We start from the raw sequence: 20,469 nt of genomic DNA, 5'->3' as shown, positions 1-20,469 counted from the left end.
CGATTACTCTGAATCCTTTGTTGTAACGATAGGGGATGCGTCTGTTTCGTCGTCCGCATAAGGGTCGGGATAGCCCAACTCTGCAAGCAACGTTCGTTCCAGTGCTTCCATTTCTTCGGCTTCATCGTCATCTATATGGTCGTAACCCAACAGATGCAAGCAGCCGTGAATGACCAGATGCGCCCAATGGGCCTTGAGTGCCTTGCCTTGTTCGGCGGCTTCGCGCTCGACCACCGCCACGCAGATCACCAGATCGCCCAGTAGCGGGATATCGAGAAATTCGTCGGGCACATCTGCGGGGAAAGACAGAACGTTAGTGGCGTAATCCTTTTGCCGCCAGGTGTGGTTCAGCTCGCGACCTTCCTCTTCATCGACCAAGCGGATGGTCATTTCGGAGTCGGCGGTGCGCTGGCGCAGGGCCAGTTCGCACCATTGGCGGAACTCGGCTTCGCTTGGGGCAGGCGCGTCGGTAGCCAGTTGCAGATCAAGCTCAAGCATCGCGGCGGCTATCCTTTGGCGCTTCATCGGTCACACGGTTTTCGTAACGCTCGTAGGCTTCGACGATGCGTTGCACCAGCGGATGGCGCACAACGTCCTTGGGCTTGAAATGAGTGAAGCTGATTCCCGGCACGTCTTTGAGCACTTCGATCACATGGTGCAGCCCGGACTTGGTGCCTTTCGGCAGGTCGACCTGGGTGATGTCACCGGTGATGACTGCGGTAGAGCCGAAGCCGATCCGGGTCAGGAACATCTTCATCTGCTCGACGGTGGTGTTCTGGCTTTCGTCGAGGATGATGAAACTGTTGTTCAAGGTGCGACCGCGCATGTAGGCCAGCGGCGCAACTTCGATTACCTGACGCTCGATCAGCTTGGCGACGTGTTCGAAGCCGAGCATTTCGTAGAGTGCGTCGTAGAGCGGGCGCAGGTACGGGTCGATCTTCTGCGACAGGTCGCCGGGCAGGAAACCGAGCTTTTCGCCCGCTTCAACCGCCGGACGCACCAGCAGGATGCGGCGAATCTGCTCGCGTTCCAGCGCGTCTACCGCGCAGGCAACGGCCAGATAGGTCTTGCCGGTACCGGCCGGGCCGATGCCGAAGTTGATGTCGTTACCGAGGATTTCCTTCACGTAGCGCAGCTGATTCAAGCCGCGAGGGCGAATCATGCCTTTTTTGGTGCGCAGGGCGACGGAGGGTTCGGAGGGGGAGACGTTGTCCAGCTCTTCGACGGCCGATTCCTGCAGGAACAGGTGAACCATGTCCGGCGACAGCTCGGTACCCTTGGTTTCCCGGTACAGGCGGCGCAGGAGGTTTTCCGCGGAGGTGGTGTGCTTGGGCTCGCCGATCAGTTCGAACTGGTTTCCGCGGTTGCGGATCTCGATGGTCAGGCGCTGTTCGATCAAGCGCAGATGCTCGTCGAATTGCCCGCACAGATTGGCGAAGCGGCGAGCTTCAAAAGGCTCGAGGATAAAACGATGTGGTTCTATGGGTGCGTTCAAGGTCGTATTTAGCCGCCCTGGGGCAATTAAGATGAAATCAAGGATAACGCCAGTGGGCTGGGTGCGAAAGCTCTTAAATAAGATGCCGGATTTTGGTGCCTAACCTGTGGCGAGGGAGCTTGCCCCCGTTCGGCTGCGAAGCAGTCGCAAAATACTCGGGACCGCTTCGCAGCCGAGCGGGGGCAAGCCCCCTCGCCACAAAGCTCGCTCCCACAGGGTAATGAGGTGTTACTGGATCAACGAGCCCCGCAGCGAGTGCGGTTGTGCGGCGTCGATGTGCACGTCGGCAAACTGGCCAATCAGCGTGGGATTGTCGCAGCGGAAGTTGACGATACGGTTATTCTCGGTCCGGCCTTGCAGTTCGCCGGGGTCTTTTTTCGAATAATCGGTCACCAGGATCCGCTGGATCGAACCGACCATTTGTCGGCTGATCTCGAAGCCTTGCTGGTTCAGGCGATGTTGCAGGGCGTTCAGGCGTTCTTTTTTCAGCTCTTGCGGCGTTTCGTCGGCCAGATCGGCAGCCGGAGTACCCGGACGCTGGCTATAGACGAACGAGTAGGAGAAGTCGAAACCGACGTCTTCGATCAGCTTCATGGTCTGTTCGAAGTCTTTTTCGGTCTCGCCCGGGAAGCCGACGATGAAGTCCGAGCTGATGCAAATCCCCGGCACGGCAGCGCGCAGCTTGCGCAGTTTGGATTTGTATTCCAGCGCGGTGTGGTTGCGCTTCATTGCCGCCAGAATTCGGTCCGAGCCCGATTGCACCGGTAAGTGCAGGTGTTTGACCAGTTCCGGCACGTCGGCGTGGGCCTGGATCAGGCTGTCGGAGAACTCTAGCGGGTGCGAGGTGGTGTAGCGGATCCGGTCGATGCCATCGACGGCGGCCACCACGCGGATCAGCTCGGCGAGATCGGCCAGGCGTCCGTCGTGGGTGGTCCCGCGATAGCCGTTGACGTTCTGCCCCAGCAACGTCACTTCGCGCACGCCGTTTTCAGCCAGGTGGATGATCTCGGCGATCACGTCATCGAAAGGTCGGCTGACTTCTTCGCCGCGGGTGTAAGGCACCACGCAGAACGTGCAGTACTTGCTGCAGCCTTCCATGACCGACACGTAGGCGCTTGGGCCATCGATGCGCGGCTCGGGCAAGTGGTCGAACTTTTCGATTTCCGGAAACGAGACGTCGACTTGCGGCAGCTTGGTAGCGCGGGCAGCGTCGATCATTTCCGGCAGGCGGTGCAGGGTCTGCGGACCGAAGACCACGTCCACGTAAGGGGCGCGGTCGCGAATTGCAGCGCCTTCCTGGCTGGCCACGCAACCGCCAACGGCGATGACCATGTCCGGGTTTGCCAGTTTCAGTTCGCGCCAGCGGCCGAGCTGGGAATACACCCGGTCCTGGGCGCGTTCGCGGATCGAGCAGGTATTGAGCAGGATCACGTCGGCATCTTCAGCGCGAGCGGTGACTTCCAGGGCCTGATGTTCGCCCAGCAGATCGACCATGCGCGAGCTGTCGTACTCGTTCATCTGGCAACCGTGGGTTTCGATGTAAAGCTTCTTGGCCATGGACAGAGTCATCACGTGATTCAAAGAACCGCGCATTATAGGGAACATGTCCCAAGGTTCCTACCGCTGTGCGTCCGGTGGCTATGCTATAGTTCGCGCCCTCATTTTTATCCCCGATGTGTTGCTCGCCCACCATGACCAAACGTGAAGCTCCAATCTACAAGGTGATTTTCCTCAACCAGGGCCAGGTGTACGAAATGTATGCCAAGCAGATCTATCAAAGTGATCTGTGGGGCTTCCTGGAAGTGGAAGAGTTCGTCTTTGGCGAGCGCACGCAAGTGGTCGTCGATCCGAGCGAAGAGAAACTCAAGGCTCAGTTCGAAGGCGTTGTGCGCAGCTTTGTGCCGATGCATTCGATCGTGCGGATCGACGAGGTCGAGCGCCTCGGCACACCGAAAATCAGCGAAGCCCGCGGCGCGGTCGGCAATGTCATGCCGTTCCCGATGCCGATGCCTGAGAAGTAAGCCTTTGTGGCGAGGGGGCTTGCCCCCGTTGGGCTGCGAAGCGGCCCTGAAATCAGCCGCCGCTACCTTTTAGACAGACCGCGTGTGCTGATTTTACGACTGCTTCGCAGCCGAACGGGGGCGAGCCCCCTCGCCACAGTCAAGGCAGTGGCGAAAACGGCGTACGCCCATCGGCGCTCTGCAATTCCATCAGATATTTGCGGAAGATTTGCCCCAGTACCTGGGTAGCTACTTCCAGTTCTTCGCGGGGCATTTTCTCGGCGACTTCGTCGGCGGTGTCCAATGCTTCTTCAGCGCCATTGACCGCAGCCATTTTCAGCACGATATACGCCTGAACGTTATTGGCCGGTACGCCTTCGCCGTGGAAGAACATGGAGCCGAGTTTGAATTGCGCCTGGGCGTGGCCTTGCAACGAGGCCTTTTCGAAGTAGCTCAGGGCTTTTTTGAGGTCGCGCGGCGTATTTTTGCCGTCGTAGTAGAACTCACCCAACTCATATTGCGCTTGCGCATCCCCTTCATCCGACGCTTTCTGGCAGGCGGCGAGAGCCTGTGCCAGGTCTTGCGGCTGAGTATTGAGGGTGCAACGACCCATCGCTGGGATTAACAACGAGTTGCCGCCTGCTTGTGCGAGCGCGAGCAGGGGCTGAAGGAGCAACAGGCAGCCCATTGCAAGGGCGCGGCCGGTGCGGTTCATGGGAATCGACTTACCTCTGAAGGGCGCGCGGACCCATCGAGGGATCCAATAAGCGCGCATTATGAAATAAGCAGGGCCAACCTTACAAAGTCTTTACTCGTTTTTCTGCTGCGCGGGGAATATATCGCCCACTTTGCTGGGGATTTTGAGCAGAAGCGTAGGAATAAGGGCGGGAATGCAGGTGAAAGCTGACGCTGGCAACCGCCAACGTCAGCGGCACAGCGTTATTTCAATGCAGCAAATGCGCGCTCGGCGGCATCCAGCGTCAGTTTCAGCTCGGTTTCGCCGTGGGCGATCGAGGTGAAGCCGGCTTCGAAGGCGCTCGGCGCCAGGTACACGCCGCCTTCGAGCATCAGGTGGAAGAAGCGCCCGAACAGGGCGGCGTCGCTGGCCATCACGTCATCGAAGGTCACGATGTCGTCGGCGCCGCTGAAGTACAGACCGAACATGCCGCCGGCCTGTGTGGTCACGAACGGAATGCCCGCGGCATCCGCACGTTGTTGCAGGCCATCGAGCAGGCGACTGGTGTAGTCAGTCAACTCGGCGTGGAAGCCCGGGCGGCTGATCAGGCGCAGGGTCGTCAGGCCGGCAGCCATGGCCAACGGGTTACCCGACAAGGTGCCCGCCTGATAGACCGGGCCCAGTGGCGCGATGTGCGACATGATTTCGCGCTTGCCGCCGAAGCAGCCAACCGGCATGCCGCCACCGATGATTTTGCCGAAGGTGGTCAAGTCTGGCGTCACGCCGTAGTGGGCTTGTGCACCGCCAAGGGCGACACGGAAACCGGTCATCACTTCATCGAAAATCAGTACCACGCCATGCTTGTCGCACAGGGTGCGCAAGCCTTCGAGGAAACCTGGCGCCGGCGGTACGCAGTTCATGTTGCCGGCCACTGGCTCGACGATGATGCACGCCACCTCCTGGCCGACTTCGGCGAGCATGGTTGCTACGGCGTCGATGTCGTTGAACGGCAGGGTCAGGGTGTGTTTGGCGAAGGCCGCCGGCACACCGGCCGAGCTCGGCACGCCTTGGGTCAGGGCGCCGGAACCGGCCTTGACCAGCAGGCTGTCGGAGTGACCGTGGTAGCAGCCTTCGAACTTGATGATGCTGTCGCGGCCGGTGAAACCACGGGCCAGACGGATCGCACTCATGGTGGCTTCGGTGCCGGAGCTGACCATGCGCACCATTTCCATCGACGGCACGATCGAGCAGACCAGATCAGCCATCTGGGTTTCCATCTCGGTCGGCGCGCCGTAGGACAAACCGTGCTCAAGCTGTTTGCGCACGGCGTCCAGCACGTCGGGGTGGCTGTGACCGAGAATCATCGGCCCCCAGGAACCGACGTAATCCACATAACGCTTGTTGTCTTCGTCGGTGACGTAGGCGCCTTCGGCGTGTTTGAAGAACAACGGCGTGCCGCCAACGCTTTTAAATGCGCGAACAGGCGAGTTCACGCCACCGGGAATGTGTTTCTGGGCATTGGCAAACAGCGTTTCGGAACGAGACATGATCGGGCTCTCAAATCAGATTTTTAAGCTACTTAAATAGAAAGCAGGGCGTTGAATGCGCGGGCGCGGCGTGTCACTTCAGCCGTGCTCTCGGCGCCAAACAGGCCATGGACTACCGCCAGCAGATCGACCCCGTGGGCCACCAGTGGCGCGGCGTTTTCCAGGGTGATGCCGCCAATCGCGCAGATCGGCAGGTGCAGTTTGCTGCGGGCCTGGTCGAGCAATTCGAGGCTGCAGGTCGGTGCGCCGGGTTTGGTGTTGGAGTTGAAGAAACGACCGAAAGCGACGTAACTGGCGCCTTCCTTCGCTGCTTGCTCGGCGAGTTCGAGTTGCGCGTGGCAGGTCGAGCCGATGATCGCCTGGCGACCGAGCAGTGCCCGAACCGGCATCAGCGGGCCATCGGTCTGGCCCAGGTGCACGCCGACGTTCAGGCGTGCAGCCAGTTCGGCATCATCGTTGATGATCAGCTGGGTCTTATAGCGTTCACACAGATCGCGCAAGGCTTCGGCCTCACGCAGACGGCGGGCCTCGTCGCTGCTCTTGTCGCGGTATTGCAGCAGGGTGACGCCGCCTTCCAGCGCCGCCTCCACGTACGAAAGAAATTTACCTGCCAGCAGCTGGCTATCGGTAATGGCGTACAGGCCACGTAGCTTCATCGGGCAATCCTTTTTGCTTTACGCATGGACAGTTACGAACAGAAATCCAGCGGCAGGCGGCGCGGCACGAACTGGCCTTTGCCCAACTGCTCCGCATCACGCAGGGTGCGCCACGTGTAGTTAAGCGCGGTCTGCACGGCACTGGCGAGATTTTCGCCGAGGGCCAGACGACCGGCCAGGGCACTGGCCAGCGTGCAACCGGAGCCGTGATAACTGCCGGGCAAGCGCTGGCAGGTGAAGGTTTCGCGGTGACCGTCGCGGCTGTACAGGCGATTGTGGATTTCGTGTTCATCGCCATGGCCGCCGGTGATCAGCAGGTGTTTGACGAATGGCAGGAGTTTTTCAGCGCACTCGTCCGCGGTGCCTTCGGGCAGTTCGGCGAGGATGCGGGCTTCGGGAAGGTTAGGGGTGGCGATGATCGACAGAGGCAGCAGGCGCTCGCGCATGGCGTAGCCGACTTCGTCCTTGCCCAGGCGTCCGCCGCCGCCGGCGCGCAGCACCGGGTCGCAGACCACCGGCAAATGCGGGTGCGCCGACAACAGCTCGACCACGGTGTCGACCATTTCCAGGGAACCGAGCATGCCCAGTTTGACGGCAGCGACTTCGGAATCGTTGAGCACGGCGTTGGCTTGGGCCAACACCCACTCACGGTCGAGAACGCGGAAGTCAGTGACGTTGACCGTGTCTTGCACGGTCAGGGCGGTGACGGCCGGGGCCGCATGACAACCCTGAGCGAGCAGGGCTTCGATATCTGCCTGCAAGCCGGCGCCACCACTTGGGTCGTGGCCGGAGAGACAGAGGACAACGGGGCGAGAGCTGTAGATATTCATGGTGCGCGAGCTTACCACCAAACATCTTTTTTCGGGTGCAGTGGCCGCCAGGTTTGCCGATACATTGTGGCGAGGGGGCTTGCCCCCGTTCGGCTGCGCAGCAGTCGTAAACCTGATGACGCGGTGTTCCTTATCGAATGCAAAGGGGGCGCTCCGCACCCAGCGGGGGCAAGCCCCCTCGCCACAGAAGTACGGCATTGCATCAACCTGACCGGGCAAACAGCTCTATCTCAGCGCATGGAGCTGGAACGCCCGTGCTAGAGCCTTTGTAGGAAAAATTTCAATGGTGTTCAATGGCCACCAACGGCTATGCTAGAGTGGATCCAAACCAATAACAGGTAATACCGGTTTTACGTCTACTCAAAAGGAATGAGGGGCTTCCTGAGATAACCGGACAGGCCACGCTGGGGCTTAAATGCGCTATTTGCTGATGTTGCTGTTGTGCTTGCCCCTCATGGCGAGTGCAGTCGAATTCGACGAATTCACTCAAAGCCTTCCCCTGGGCCGAACCCTGCAAGTGTTCGAAGACGCGGGCGGTCAGGCGACCATCGCCGATGTCCGTGCGCAAGCCGCGGCCGGAAACTTCAAACCCCACGACAAAGCCACCCTCAACGCCGGTTACTCGCGTTCAGTGTTCTGGCTGAAAATCGACCTGCATTACCGCCCGGCCAACCCAGCAGTGCAACGCACCTGGTTACTGGAACTGGCCTATCCGCCCCTCGATCACCTTGATCTGTACTTGCCCGATGCGGCCGGTGGCTATCAACTGGCACGTCAGACCGGTGATGCCTTGCCGTTCGACAGTCGCGAGATCCGCCAGAACAACTACCTGTTCGATCTGAACTTCATTCCTGATCAAGCGCAAACCCTGTACCTGCGCCTGCAGAGTGAAGGGTCGGTCCAGGCGCCGGTCACCCTATGGTCGAGCACTGCCTACCTGGAAGAGCAGCCGGTCCGACTGTATGTGCTGGGGCTGATCTACGGCGTATTGCTGGGGATGCTGGTGTACAACCTGTTCATCTATCTCAGCGTGCGCGATACCAGCTACCTCTATTACATCTTCTATATCGCCTCGTTCGGCTTGTATCAGCTGTCAGTGAACGGCGCGGCCGTGGAGTATTTCTGGCCGAACAATCCCTGGTGGGCCAACGCCGCGACGCCATTTTTCATCGGATGCGCAGGCCTGTTCGGCAGCCAGTTCGCGCGCAGCTTTTTGCAGACGGCGACTTACAGTCGTTGGCTCGACCGCTTGCTGTTGGCGTTGATTGCGTTTAGCGCGGTGGTGGTCGGGTTGTCGTTGATGACCAGTTACGCCTTGGCCCTGCGCCTGGCAACGGCGCTGGCACTGACCTTCACCGTAGTGATTTTTGCCGCAGGGATTTTCGCCTGGCTGCGTGGCCTGCGAGTGGCGCGGTATTTCATCATCGCCTGGTCGGCGTTTTTACTCGGCGGCATCGTCAACACCCTGATGGTGCTGGGTTACCTGCCCAACGTGTTCCTGACCATGTATTCCAGCCAGATCGGCTCGGCGATTGAAGTGGCGCTGCTGTCCCTGGCGCTGGCCGATCGCATTAACGCCATGCGCGAGCAACAGGCACAGACCCTGTTCGATGCCGGTCAAACGCTTGAAGTGCTGAACCAGCAACTGGCTCACAGTAACAAGCTCAAGGACGAATTTCTCGCCACCCTGACCCACGAAATGCGCACGCCCATGAACGGTGTGATCGGCTCGCTGGAGCTGATGCAGACCGTCGAGATGGACCCGGAGCTGGAGCAATATCAGCAAACGGCCGCCGGTTCGGCGCGAGACATGATGCGCATGGTCAACGGCATACTCACTCTGACCGAGTTGCAGGCCGGCAAGCTCAAGACCTATCCGGCCGTTTTCAGTTTGCGCGGCGTGGTCGAGGCTTTGCGCCTGCAGTTCGAGGGCAACGCGTTGAGCAAGTCGCTGGACTTCAAAGTCGAGGTCACGCCGGGACTGCCGGATCGCTTGCACGGTGACAGCGCCAAGTTGGCGCAATGCCTGGAATGCCTGCTGGATAACGCGATCAAGTTCACTCGGATCGGCGGACTGGCGCTGCGGGTGACGGGTAAACCCGTGGCGCCCGACCGACTGGCGCTGTCCTTTGCGGTGATCGACACCGGCATCGGATTCACCGATCTGGGGGAGGCGACACTGTATCAGCGTTTCTTCCAGCTCGATGGCTCGATGACCCGTGAATACGGCGGTCTGGGCGTCGGCCTGGCGATCTGTCGGCAACTGGTCGAATTGCTCGGTGGAAAACTGACTCACCGCTCCGAGCCTGGTCGTGGCAGCCGCTTCCAGCTCGACGTCGAGTTCGAACTGCCCGTGGTGGAGCGGCCGTCAGTGCCCCTGATGAACCGGGAGTTTCCTCGCCTGCGACTGCCTCAGGACTGCACCGTACTGCTGGTTGATGACAACAGCATCAACCAGTTGGTGATGCGCGGCATGTTGCTCAAGCTGGGGTTCCGGGTGCGCACCGTCGACAACGGGGCTACCGCGCTCGATCACTTGCAGCGCGAAACCTTTGATGCTGTGTTGCTCGATTGCCAGCTTCCACCGCTGGATGGCGCGTCGCTCTGTTGCCAGATCCGCGCGTTGCCGGGCTGCGCCGAACTGCCGGTATTCGTGATTGCCTTGGGCATTGATCGGCAACGCTGCCCGACCGGTGCCTTGATCGATTACCTGAGCAAACCGGTGAAATTCGAGGACCTGCAGGCAGCGCTCTATCGCCGGGTGCTGTGCCCAAGGCAAGGCGAAAGCGCCGACAGTTAGGCAGATATGACACTTTGTTCGGTCAAGGGGCGGTGCTTAACTGAAGTCCCTTGGCTGACCAAAGGAGCCCCGTCATGAACCTGCATCAGTTCGCCGAAACCCACGAAGTCACCAACCAGCCACCGTCGCTGGACGGCGCCAACCTGTATCGCATCGACCTGCCGTTGCAGGAGTGGTCGCGGCGTTTCGGGGCCGGGTGGGCCGAGTCGCGGATCGACGCTTACGGCGCCCTGGCCGGCGGACCGCTGATGGAAGCGGGATTCCTGGCCAATCAGAACAAGCCGGTTTTCAGCAGCCATGATCGTTACGGCCATCGCATCGACCTGGTGGAATTTCACCCGGCCTATCACGAACTGATGCGCACGGCGGTCGAGCACGGTCTGACCTCATTACCCTGGGCGCACCCGCAGTCCGGCGCCCACGTCGCCCGCGCTTCCATGACCTACCTGCACAGCCAGGCCGAAGCCGGTAGTGGTTGCCCGCTGACCATGACCTTCGCCAGCGTCCCGGCGATGCGCCTGCAAGCGGATCTGGCAGAGCAATGGCTGCCGAAAATCCTCTCCACCGAATACGACCCGCGCAACGTCGGCATGGCCCGCAAGGCCGGGGTCACCATTGGTATGGCGATGACCGAGAAACAGGGCGGCACCGACGTGCGGGCCAACACCACCAAGGCTTATCCGGTGGGCGCCGGCGGTCCGGGCCAGGCGTATGAGCTGGTGGGTCACAAGTGGTTCTGTTCGGCACCGATGTGCGATGCCTTCCTGACCCTGGCCCAGACTGACAAGGGTTTGACCTGTTTCCTGCTGCCGCGCCACCGTCCGGACGACACGCGCAATCAGTTCTACATACAACGCCTGAAGAACAAACTCGGCAATTGCTCCAATGCGTCCAGCGAAGTGGAGTTCCGTGGTGCGCTGGCGTGGATGGTTGGCGAGGAGGGGCGGGGCGTTCCGACCATCATCGAAATGGTCGCCATGACCCGCTTCGATTGCATGGTCGGTTCCAGTTCGCTGATGCGCCAGGCCTTGACCCAGGCCAGCCATCACTGCGCTCACCGTATGGTTGGCAGCAAATTGCTCAGCGAACAACCCTTGATGCAGAACGTACTGGCCGACCTGGCCCTGGAAAGCGAAGCCGCCCTGGCCTTGAGCCTGCGCATGGGCCAGGCGCTGGATCATCTGGATGACGAGCATGAAGCCAAATTCGCTCGGCTGGTCACGGCGGTGGGCAAGTACTGGATCTGCAAACGCGCGCCCGGAATGATCAACGAAGCCGCCGAATGCATGGGCGGCGCCGGTTATGTCGAAGACAGCATCCTGCCGCGGTTGTACCGTGAGGCACCGGTCAATTCGACGTGGGAAGGGTCCGGCAACGTGCAATGCCTCGACGTATTGCGAGCGTTGTCGAAGGAGTCGGGCGTGCTCGACGTACTGTTCAGCGAATTGGGCGATGGTCATGGCGACAAACGCCTGGCTGCACACATCAACCAATTGCAGGCGGCCTTCAAGGACACCAGCGACATTCAGTATCGCGCGCGGCAGTTGACCGAAGACATTGCCTTGGGCCTTCAGGCCAAGCTGTTGCTGGAGGCGGGCAACTCTGCCGTCAGTGACGCTTTCATTGCGAGCCGCCTCGGTTCGGCCGGTCGGGTGTATGGCGCGTTGCCACGTGGCCTGGAGGTGGAAGCGATAGTGGCCCGCTCAACTCCGCTTTTGTGAACGACACAAAACCCCTGTGGGAGCGAGCTTGCTCGCGATAGCGGCATGACAGTCGACATCTCTGTCGGCTGTTAGTCAGTCATCGCGAGCAAGCTCGCTCCCACATTTGATCTGCGGTGACCAAAGCACTTGCGTATCAACATTCCACTGTTCCCGTGAAGCGACGATGCAGGCAAGATGAAGGCCTGCAAGTCAGAACACAGGATGCTGATCGTGACCGAAGCTTTTATTGTCGTTCAAACCGCCGAGCAAGCCGTGGACAGGCTTGCGCTCTTGCACAATCGTGCAACCACCGCGCTGAACCAGGCGCTCAAGCGTTACCTCAAGGATCGTGTCGAACCGGACGCCGAACAGCGTGCGATGTTTCGTTATCCCGAACTGCGTCTGACCTACCTCTGCCAGGGCGAAGTCCCACAGACTACTCGCGCCTATGCCAAGGTTCAGTTGCCAGGGACCTACAGCGTCACCGTCACTCATCCGGCGGCCTTCCGTAAATACTTGCTGGAACAACTGGTGCCGTTGATGCACGACTTCACCGTGACGGTGGAAGTCGGCATCAGTCAGCAAAACATTCCTTATCCGTACGTGGTCGAGCAGGGCGATGAGCTGGCCGGTTCCGGCGTCACCGCTGCCACGTTGGCGCGGGTGTTCCCGAGTACCGACCTGTCCGCTGCCACCGACGGGATCGCCGATGGTTTGTACGATTGGGAAAACACCGATCCGTTGCCGCTGGCGCTGTTCGACGCTGCGCGGGTGGATTTCTCCCTGCGCCGTCTGGTGCATTACACCGGCAGCGACTGGCGTCATGTGCAGCCATGGATTCTGCTGACCAACTACCACCGCTACGTTGACCAGTTCATCGTCCATGGCCTGGAACAGTTGCGCAGCGATCCGCGTTTCGTGCGCATGGTCTTGCCGGGCAACGTGATCATCGAAAAGAGCATGGACCACGGCGAAGCCTCGGCGATTGCCGCCGGTGTGGTTTGGCACCGCTATCAGATGCCGGCCTATCACCTGATCGCCAGCGACGGCCACGGCGTGACCCTGGTGAACATCGGCGTCGGCCCGTCCAACGCCAAGAACATCACCGACCACCTGGCGGTGCTGCGTCCGCATTGCTGGCTGATGATCGGCCACTGTGGCGGCTTGCGTCAGTCGCAGACCATCGGCGATTACGTGCTGGCGCACGCTTACATGCGCCGCGACGGGATTCTCGATCGGGTCGTGCCGCCGAATATTCCGATTCCGGCCTTGGCCGAAGTGCAGATGGCGTTGCAGCAAGCGGCGGCCAATATCACCGGTGAGAAGGGCGACGAGCTGAAAAAACGCCTGCGCACCGGCACCGTACTGACCTACGACGACCGTAACTGGGAATTGCGTTGGGCTCAGGAACGTCCGCTGATCAACCTGTCTCGCGCCGTGGCGGTGGACATGGAAAGCGGCACCATCGCAGCGCAAGGTTATCGCTTGCGGGTCCCGTACGGCACGTTGCTCTGTGTGTCGGACAAACCGTTGCACAGCGAAATCAAACTGCCGGGTTCGGCCAACGCCTTCTATGAGCGCGCGGTCAGCCAGCATTTGAAGATCGGTATCGAGGCGGTGGATCTGTTGCGCACCGAACTTAACTCGTTGCACTCGCGCAAACTGCGCAGCTTCGACGAGCCTCCGTTCCGCTAACGGTTTGTCGTGGTCATTTGGCGGTCAGGGCACTAGCATTAGCAGCCCTGACCGCTAGATGTTTCTTTTCCCATGTCCCGTCCTCAACGTCCCGTTTCCCGCCGCCCTGGCGTGAAGCCTGCGCCATCGTCCTCAGCCCCGCGCCGTGTTGCCAAAGCGCCGCCGGCCGAGCCGAAGCTGATTCTGTTCAACAAGCCGTTCGATGTGCTGACGCAATTCAGCGACGGAGAAGGGCGGGCGACGCTCAAGGATTACATCGAGATTCCCGGGATTTACCCGGCAGGACGACTGGACCGCGACAGTGAAGGTTTGCTGCTGCTGACCAACGATGGCCAGCTTCAGGCGCGGATCGCCGATCCGAAACACAAACTGGCGAAGACCTATTGGGTGCAGGTGGAAGGCGAGCCGAGTGCCGAGCAATTGCAGCGTTTGCGCGATGGCGTCGAACTGAATGACGGCATGACGCTACCGGCTGAAGCGCGACAGCTTGAAGAACCTGAACTGTGGCCGCGCAACCCACCCGTACGCTTTCGCAAAAGCGTGCCGACGAGCTGGCTGGAATTGGTGATTCGCGAAGGGCGCAACCGTCAGGTACGGCGCATGACCGCGGCGGTCGGCTTGCCGACGTTGCGTCTGGTACGGGTCAGAATCGGCGACTGGTCGATCGAAGGGCTCGATCAGGGCCAGTGGAAGGAAGTGCCGGCGCGTTTATAACGTGCCAGATTCGATCATGCCGATGACCACGCTTTTGATCACGAACGCGGCCACGCCCAAGCCGAGTACGAAGAACAGGATGAACGAGCCAAAGCGGCCGGCCTTGGACTTCTTCGCCAGATCCCAGACGATGAAACCCATGAAAATGATCAGAATGCTGACCAGTCCGGTCATCATCCACTCTTCGAATACTGCAGGATCCATCGAACATCTCCAGCGCGGGCGGGGCTAAAAGGCGCTGGAGTATACGACATGGGGTATTGGCGAAGTATTGACCTGCGGCAGTGTGTCGCAGCTATTCGTCGCCTGTGCCGGCCCCTTCGCGAGCAGGCTCGCTCCCACAAGGGATCTTCAGCGCATGTGAAATCCCTGTGGGAGCGAGCCTGCTCGCGAAGGCGTCCTTAGCTGCGCAGATGAGTCAAAGGCAGTTCGGTGCTATTGAGCACCTGGTTCAACACAAAACTCGACCGCACACTCGTCACCCCTTCAATCCGGGTGAGGTGTCCCAGCAGCAATTTCTGATAATGGTCCATATCCGGCACGACGACCTTGAGCTGATAGTCGGCATCCATCCCGGTCACCAAACTGCACTCCAGCACCTGCGGCAACGTACGAATCGCCGCTTCGAAGTTCTCGAACCGCTCCGGCGTATGCCGGTCCATACCGATCAACACGTAAGCCGTCAGGCTCAGGCCGAGCATCTTGCGGTCCAGCAGGGCCACCTGGCGGGAGATGTAACCGTCGTCCTCCAGCTGCTTGACCCGCCGCGAGCATGGCGAGGGGGACAGGCCGATGCGTTCGGCCAGCTCCTGGTTGGAGATGCGCGCGTCACGCTGCAATTCCGCCAAAATGCTCAGGTCGTATCGGTCGAGTTTGCTCATCAATCAGGCCTTTGTCATAACTATTGCGGTGGATTATCTATCCAGGGTTAAAAATTGCGCAAGTGATGTTTATTTGAGCAATCTTCGCAATCCTCTGCCGGCGCCGCGAGCCTATTCTTATCACCAGAATCACTGCTCGGACAAACAGTCCACAGCGGCTCGCCCAATCAGGCCAGCTGCGGTCGCCACCCCCACAGGGGATGTGCCGGCCCCCGAGCTACACACTGTCCAGAAGACGGCGTGAGGTGAGCCGACGTCAAAAGCGTCGAGCACGGACGAAGTTCTCAAAGGGAGGCCGACGGGTCTCCCTTTTCTTTTGTCCGCGATTTTTCATGCCCTGAGCAAAGCGTCCCTCAATAAATAAGTTGCGCGACTGATAACCTGTTGCAGAACCGGCCTGTGCTTTCCCAGTCTTACGTACAGGCCCTAACCCGCAGTGAGGAAAAGCATGAAGTCGCGCATCTGGCGTTTGGCCGGTGTTGGTTTGCTGTGTGTAAGTGTCACTGCGCAATCGCTGGCCGATGAGCCGCAAAACCGTGGCCCCGATGGCGGGCAGCGCGGGTCGGATGGCCACCAGGGAAACAATCAGGGCCACGGCGGCAATAACCAGCCGCTCCCGCAGAACAATCCGCAGCAGAACCAGCCGCGTGCGCAGAATAACGACATCATTCGTGGCGACAATAGCCGTCAGTTCGAGCACAACGGCCAGAATCAGAGCGACAGTCAACGGCAGAACCGTGCGCCGCACGACTACAACAATCCGGTTCGACCACCGCCGCCCCCGCCGCAGCTACCGGCCAATGACCTGCCGATTCAGGGCCGGCCCGACACCGTGCGCCAGACCCAGCAGCCACAGCGTGGCTACTACCAGGACGTGCCGCGGCGCAACGATAATAACCAGCATTGGCAGAACAACGGTCCGCGTCCCGATGACCATCGCTGGGCCGGTCGCCCGGATGGACACGGTAATGGCTGGGGCGCCGGCCCGCAGTATCGCCCCGGTCATGTGATCGATCGCTTCCCCGACCGTGATTACCGCGTGCCATATCGCGGTCAGGATTACTTCTACTCCGGCGGCTACTGGTATCGTCCGCTCGGTCCGCGTTATGTGGTGGTGCAGCCGCCACGCGGGATTCGCGTCAGCTACTTGCCCGATTACGCGCGCGAAGTGTGGATCGGCGGTGCGCTGTTGTTCCTGGCGGCCGGTTCTTACTACGCCTATCAGGAAAGCACTCAGGATTACGTCGTGGTCGAGCCGCCCGTACAACCGCAGCCGCAACCGGTCAGCAATGGTTATGACGTGGTGGCGTATCCGGCCAATGGTCAGTCGCCAGAGCAGGTCAACCAGGACGGTTACGAGTGCTATCAATACGCGGTGCAGCAGAGTGGCTTCAATCCACGGACGGCCACCTACCAGCCAGACCCGTCGGTGGTACAAGCCTACCGTCAGGCCCAGGGCAACTGCCTGAGCAGTCGCGGTTATCAGGTTTCTTTCTGAGCCTTGCCTGCCAGTACCACTTCCTGCGGGTCGGCGTGCACCAGCACTTCGGCTCGCGGATAAGCCGCGTGAATCGCATCGGCGGCTTGATCGCTGATGCCGTGAGCGACTGACAGGGTCAAATCCCCCGGCAATTCCAGGTGCAACTGCACGAACCACTGGTTGCCGGAAACCCGCGTACGCAGGTCGTGCGCCCCCAATACTCCCGGTACGCTGCAGGCCAGTTCGAGCATGTGCTGGCTGACGTCCGACGGCAGTTCTTCATCCATCAGCACCGTAAAACTTTCCCGGGCGATCTGAATCGCGCTCCATAGAATGTAGGCAGCGATCCCCAATCCGAACCAAGGGTCGACCTGATGCCAGCCAAACCCGGCGAGCACCAGCGCCACCAGGATGCTGCCGTTGAGCAGCAGGTCCGAGCGGTAATGCAGGGAGTCGGCGCGCACCGCGTTGGAGCCAGTTGCCTTGACGACCCGATGTTGCAACATCAGCAGGGCCAGGGTCAGCACCAGGGAAAACACAATCACCCCGATACTGATCCATGGCGCCCCCACCGGTTCCGGGTGTTTCAGTCGATCAATCGCCTGCAAGGCAATCAGCACCGCACTGCCACCAATGAACAACGCCTGAGCCATGCCCGCCAGCGACTCGGCCTTGCCATGGCCGTAACGGTGATCATCGTCGGCCGGGCGCAAGGCGTAATGCACAGCGAGCAGGTTGAGCAGCGAGGTGACGCCGTCGAGGGTCGAGTCGGTCAACCCGGCGAGCATGCTCACCGAACCGCTCAACCACCAGGCAATGGCTTTGGCGACGATCAGCGTGCATGCCACCGCCATCGAGGCACGGGTCGCCAGCCGCAGCAGGCGGGCGTGTTCGGAGCTGGAGATCATGGGTGCTGTCGTTCCTTCTTATGCACGGGTTACGCGGCGGGTTGCAGGCCGAACATGGCCAGTTGCTGAGCGCTGCCCTTGTGCTGGATCAGGCGTGGGTCATCCAGCGGGAAGCTGCGGCCCAGTTCGGTTTCGAGAATAGTCTGCAACTTGTGGTTATCGACCTTGCCGTCGGCGCCCATGGCTTCCTTGAGTTTTTCCGGGGCCACCTGTGCGGTCTCGCCGGGCGCGTAGTAAATCGCGCCAGTGGCGAAGTCCACGGCAAACGCGATCAGGCCGGGGATGATGTAGAACAGCAGGCCCACGGCATCCAGCGCGGCGATGGCCGGGTCGATCTTACCGTCGATCTGACCGCGACGGTCAGGGTAGAAAATCGATCCGCAAGCGGTCATCTGGGTCAGCAACGTCGCGACCAATACACCGCCAATCAAGCGAAAGGGAACACGCATATGAAATCTCCTGGGTCATCTGGAAAACGAAGCGTCGTCGATATGAATTAGGACCACGACGAACGCCAGGCAGTTCGCCGTTATACTCGGCCCTCTGTTTGGGAGCCAGCATGATTTCTTTGCCGATTGATGAAGTTTTACCCGCCCTGCGTGAAGCCTTGGCGACACGCCACGAAGCCGTGCTCGAAGCACCGCCCGGCGCCGGTAAAACCACCCGCGTGCCACTGGCCTTGCTCAATGAGCCCTGGTTGGCCGGGCAGACTATTCTCATGCTCGAACCGCGGCGGTTGGCGGCACGGGCGGCGGCGGAGCGCTTGGCGAGTGAGCTGGGCGAGAAAGTCGGCGAAACCGTCGGTTATCGCATTCGTCTCGACAGCAAAGTCGGCCCCAACACCCGCATTGAAGTGGTCACCGAAGGGATTCTGACCCGACGCTTGCAGGACGACCCGGCGCTCGAAGGCGTGGGTTTGCTGATCTTCGACGAATTCCACGAGCGCAGTCTCGATGCCGATCTGGCGCTGGCCTTGAGCTTGAATGGCCGCGAGCTGTTTCGTGACGATCAACCGCTGAAAATCCTGTTGATGTCGGCAACGCTGGAAGGCGAACGCCTGGCCGGGTTGCTCGATGACGCGCCGATCCTGCGCAGCGAGGGCCGCATGTACCCGGTGGTGATGCGTTGGGGCCGACCGTTTCAACCCGGTGAATTCATCGAGCCACGTCTGGTGCAGACCATCCTTGAAGCCTTGAATGATGAAACCGGCAGCGTGCTGGTGTTCCTGCCGGGGCAAGCGGAAATCCGTCGCGTGCATCAGCAACTCGCCGATGCACTGGGCGAGAGCACGCAGGTTCTGCTCTGCCCGTTGCACGGTGAACTCGATCTGGCTGCGCAACGCGCCGCGATTGATCCCGCGCCTGTCGGCAAACGCAAAGTGGTGCTGGCGACCAACATCGCCGAGACCAGCCTGACCATCGACGGCGTGCGCGTGGTGATCGATGCCGGGTTGGCGCGGGTGCCGCGTTTCGACCCCGGCAGCGGCATGGCCCGCCTCGATACCCAGCGTATTTCCAAAGCCAGCGCCACTCAGCGCGCGGGCCGGGCCGGGCGGTTGGAGCCGGGTGTGTGTTATCGGTTGTGGTCGCAAGACCAGCATGAACAACTGGCGGCCTACGCCAGCGCGGAAATCCTCTCGGCGGACCTTGCCGGATTAGCGTTGCAGCTCGGTCGTTGGGGCGTGACACCGGGGCAATTGGTGTGGCTCGACGTGCCGCCAGCGGCCGCTTATGCACAGGCTCAGGACTTGCTCGAGCGCCTCGGCGCACTGGACGGCGAAACGCTGACCCGTCACGGTCAGGCCATGGCCGAACTGCCGGCGCATCCACGGATAGGCCATTTGCTGTTACGTGGTCAGGCGCTTGGTCTGGCAGACATGGCTTGCGATGTCGCAGCACTGCTCGGCGAGCGGGATATTTTGCGCGGCGCCGGGGCGGACCTGCACAGTCGATTGGTACTGTTGTCCGGCGAAGAACGCGCCGCTCGCGGTGCTCAGGGTGGCGTGCAACGGGCTCGGCAACTGGCGCGGCAGTATCGCGGTTACCTGCGGGGCAAGGCATCGGAACCGGTCAGCGATCCGGATCATCCGCGCTGGCTCGGCGCGCTGTTGGCATTGGCCTATCCCGATCGAGTTGCCCAACAGCGCCGGGCCGGTGGCGCGGAATATCGCTTGGCCAACGGCCGTGCAGCGCTGTTCGCCGAAGCCGACAGTTTGATGAAGCAACCTTGGCTGGTGATCGCTGATCTCGGCAGTCGTCAGGGCCAGCGTGAAGAACGCATTTACCTGGCGGCGGATTTCGATCCGGCACTGTTCGATTCAGTGCTGGCCGAACAGGTGCGCTGCGTCGATCAACTGGATTGGGACGAGCGCGAAGGCGTGTTGCGCGCCGAGCGGCAGCGCAAGGTTGGCGAATTGATCCTCAGCCGCGAGCCGTTGACCGGACTCGATGAGACCGCCCGCAGTCAGGCGTTGGTGAATCTGGTGCGACGCAAAGGTCTGGAGCTGCTGCCCTGGACGCCAGAGCTGCGTCAGTGGCAGGCGCGAGTGGCGTTGCTGCGACAACTGGACCTCAGCAGTAAAGAGCAGAGTGAATGGCCGGATGTCAGCGACGCCGCCCTGCTCAAAAGCCTCGAACATTGGTTGATGCCGTACCTGGGCAAAGTTTCGCGGCTCAGTCACTTCGCCAATCTGGACCTGTCGAGCATCGTCCATAACCTGTTGCCGTGGCCGCTGCCGCAACGGCTCGATGAGCTGGCGCCGCATCATTTGAGCGTGCCGTCGGGTTCCTCGATTCGTCTGGACTACAGCGAGCAGCCGCCGATTCTGGCGGTGCGGTTGCAGGAGTTGTTCGGCCTGGCGGAAACCCCGCGGATTGCCGGTGGCCGGCAGGTGGTCAAACTGCATTTGCTGTCCCCGGCGCGGCGACCGGTGCAGGTGACACAGGATTTGGCGAACTTCTGGCGCAGCACGTATGCCGAGGTGAAGAAGGATTTAAAAGGGCGCTATCCGAAGCATTATTGGCCGGATGATCCGCTGGTAGCCGAGGCAACCGCGCGGATCAAACCCCGTAAAAGCTGACGTTG

The 20,469-nt window shown here is 60.8% G+C and carries 18 protein-coding genes; 7 read left to right on the top strand and 11 right to left on the bottom strand.

Translation table 11 applies throughout. The features are described from left to right. Positions 1–3: 3 nt before the first annotated feature. From ybeY to miaB, 3 genes are all read right to left on the bottom strand, one after another. On the bottom strand, positions 4–498 hold the full coding sequence (gene ybeY / locus ACA056_RS25240; protein WP_497268574.1) for an rRNA maturation RNase YbeY: 495 nt from the start codon (positions 496–498) through the stop codon (positions 4–6). Further along, a complete protein-coding gene (locus ACA056_RS25235; protein ID WP_497268572.1) occupies positions 491–1,495 on the bottom strand; it encodes a PhoH family protein in 1,005 nt (334 codons plus the stop codon). The genes ybeY and ACA056_RS25235 overlap by 8 nt, the downstream gene beginning before the upstream one ends. Positions 1,496–1,723: 228 nt before the next feature. Further along, on the bottom strand, positions 1,724–3,052 hold the full coding sequence (miaB, locus tag ACA056_RS25230; RefSeq protein WP_497268570.1) for a tRNA (N6-isopentenyl adenosine(37)-C2)-methylthiotransferase MiaB: 1,329 nt from the start codon (positions 3,050–3,052) through the stop codon (positions 1,724–1,726). A gap of 134 nt (positions 3,053–3,186) precedes the next feature. Here miaB and ACA056_RS25225 point away from each other — a divergent pair, with 134 nt between their 5' ends. Continuing rightward, a complete protein-coding gene (locus ACA056_RS25225; protein ID WP_007894425.1) occupies positions 3,187–3,516 on the top strand; it encodes a DUF1820 family protein in 330 nt (109 codons plus the stop codon). A 139-nt stretch (positions 3,517–3,655) separates the two neighbouring features. Here the strand turns inward: ACA056_RS25225 and ACA056_RS25220 are convergent, their stop codons facing one another. The 4 genes from ACA056_RS25220 to ACA056_RS25205 form a co-directional block, all read right to left on the bottom strand. Next, positions 3,656–4,210, bottom strand: coding sequence for a tetratricopeptide repeat protein (locus tag ACA056_RS25220; protein WP_497268567.1), 555 nt, complete (start codon positions 4,208–4,210; stop codon positions 3,656–3,658). Positions 4,211–4,434: 224 nt separating this feature from the next. Then, positions 4,435–5,718 carry a glutamate-1-semialdehyde 2,1-aminomutase gene (hemL, locus tag ACA056_RS25215; RefSeq protein WP_111451156.1) on the bottom strand — a complete coding sequence of 428 codons (1,284 nt, stop codon included), beginning with the start codon at positions 5,716–5,718 and terminating at the stop codon, positions 4,435–4,437. Between the two features lie 32 nt (positions 5,719–5,750). Beyond that, positions 5,751–6,374, bottom strand: a complete 624-nt coding sequence (gene thiE, locus ACA056_RS25210; protein ID WP_056744592.1) for a thiamine phosphate synthase — start codon at positions 6,372–6,374, stop codon at positions 5,751–5,753. Between the two features lie 32 nt (positions 6,375–6,406). Next, the gene (locus tag ACA056_RS25205; protein ID WP_033054181.1) at positions 6,407–7,204 is read right to left on the bottom strand and encodes a hydroxymethylpyrimidine/phosphomethylpyrimidine kinase; all 798 of its coding nucleotides are present in this window, start codon (positions 7,202–7,204) and stop codon (positions 6,407–6,409) included. A gap of 415 nt (positions 7,205–7,619) precedes the next feature. Here ACA056_RS25205 and ACA056_RS25200 point away from each other — a divergent pair, with 415 nt between their 5' ends. The 4 genes from ACA056_RS25200 (at position 7,620) to ACA056_RS25185 (ending at position 14,116) form a co-directional block, all read left to right on the top strand. Next, the gene (locus tag ACA056_RS25200) at positions 7,620–10,004 is read left to right on the top strand and encodes a 7TM diverse intracellular signaling domain-containing protein (RefSeq protein WP_497268564.1); all 2,385 of its coding nucleotides are present in this window, start codon (positions 7,620–7,622) and stop codon (positions 10,002–10,004) included. Between the two features lie 74 nt (positions 10,005–10,078). Further along, positions 10,079–11,725, top strand: a complete 1,647-nt coding sequence (locus ACA056_RS25195; RefSeq protein WP_497268562.1) for an acyl-CoA dehydrogenase family protein — start codon at positions 10,079–10,081, stop codon at positions 11,723–11,725. Positions 11,726–11,902: 177 nt separating this feature from the next. Next, positions 11,903–13,402, top strand: coding sequence for an AMP nucleosidase (amn, locus tag ACA056_RS25190; RefSeq protein ID WP_347805717.1), 1,500 nt, complete (start codon positions 11,903–11,905; stop codon positions 13,400–13,402). A 72-nt stretch (positions 13,403–13,474) separates the two neighbouring features. After that, the gene (locus tag ACA056_RS25185; RefSeq protein ID WP_033054187.1) at positions 13,475–14,116 is read left to right on the top strand and encodes a pseudouridine synthase; all 642 of its coding nucleotides are present in this window, start codon (positions 13,475–13,477) and stop codon (positions 14,114–14,116) included. Here ACA056_RS25185 and ACA056_RS25180 read toward each other — a convergent pair. Next, positions 14,111–14,320, bottom strand: coding sequence for a DUF2788 domain-containing protein (locus tag ACA056_RS25180; protein ID WP_056855782.1), 210 nt, complete (start codon positions 14,318–14,320; stop codon positions 14,111–14,113). The genes ACA056_RS25185 and ACA056_RS25180 overlap by 6 nt on opposite strands. Before the next feature lie 197 nt (positions 14,321–14,517). Continuing rightward, positions 14,518–14,997 (bottom strand): Lrp/AsnC family transcriptional regulator, encoded by a 480-nt coding sequence (locus ACA056_RS25175; RefSeq protein WP_007937367.1) that lies wholly within the window; start codon positions 14,995–14,997, stop codon positions 14,518–14,520. Between the two features lie 448 nt (positions 14,998–15,445). On the opposite strand from ACA056_RS25175, the gene ACA056_RS25170 reads away from it, so the two are divergent. After that, positions 15,446–16,495 carry a DUF6515 family protein gene (locus tag ACA056_RS25170; protein ID WP_497268559.1) on the top strand — a complete coding sequence of 350 codons (1,050 nt, stop codon included), beginning with the start codon at positions 15,446–15,448 and terminating at the stop codon, positions 16,493–16,495. Here ACA056_RS25170 and ACA056_RS25165 read toward each other — a convergent pair. Together ACA056_RS25165 and pmcY are read right to left on the bottom strand one after the other, a co-directional pair. Next, entirely contained in the window at positions 16,480–17,385 is a 906-nt protein-coding gene (locus tag ACA056_RS25165) for a cation diffusion facilitator family transporter (protein ID WP_497268557.1), read from the bottom strand. The genes ACA056_RS25170 and ACA056_RS25165 overlap by 16 nt on opposite strands. A 29-nt stretch (positions 17,386–17,414) precedes the next feature. Then, a complete protein-coding gene (gene pmcY / locus ACA056_RS25160; RefSeq protein WP_497268555.1) occupies positions 17,415–17,834 on the bottom strand; it encodes a periplasmic Zn2+ metallochaperone PmcY in 420 nt (139 codons plus the stop codon). Between the two features lie 110 nt (positions 17,835–17,944). Here pmcY and hrpB point away from each other — a divergent pair, with 110 nt between their 5' ends. Then, complete coding sequence (gene hrpB / locus ACA056_RS25155) at positions 17,945–20,464, top strand: ATP-dependent helicase HrpB (RefSeq protein WP_497268553.1); 2,520 nt, start codon at positions 17,945–17,947, stop codon at positions 20,462–20,464. Positions 20,465–20,469 lie beyond the last annotated feature (5 nt).

The sequence above is a fragment of the Pseudomonas sp. LBUM1666 genome (assembly GCF_059695775.1).
The sequence above is the reverse complement of the archived record's forward strand: the minus strand, read 5'-3'. Positions and strand labels throughout refer to the sequence as shown.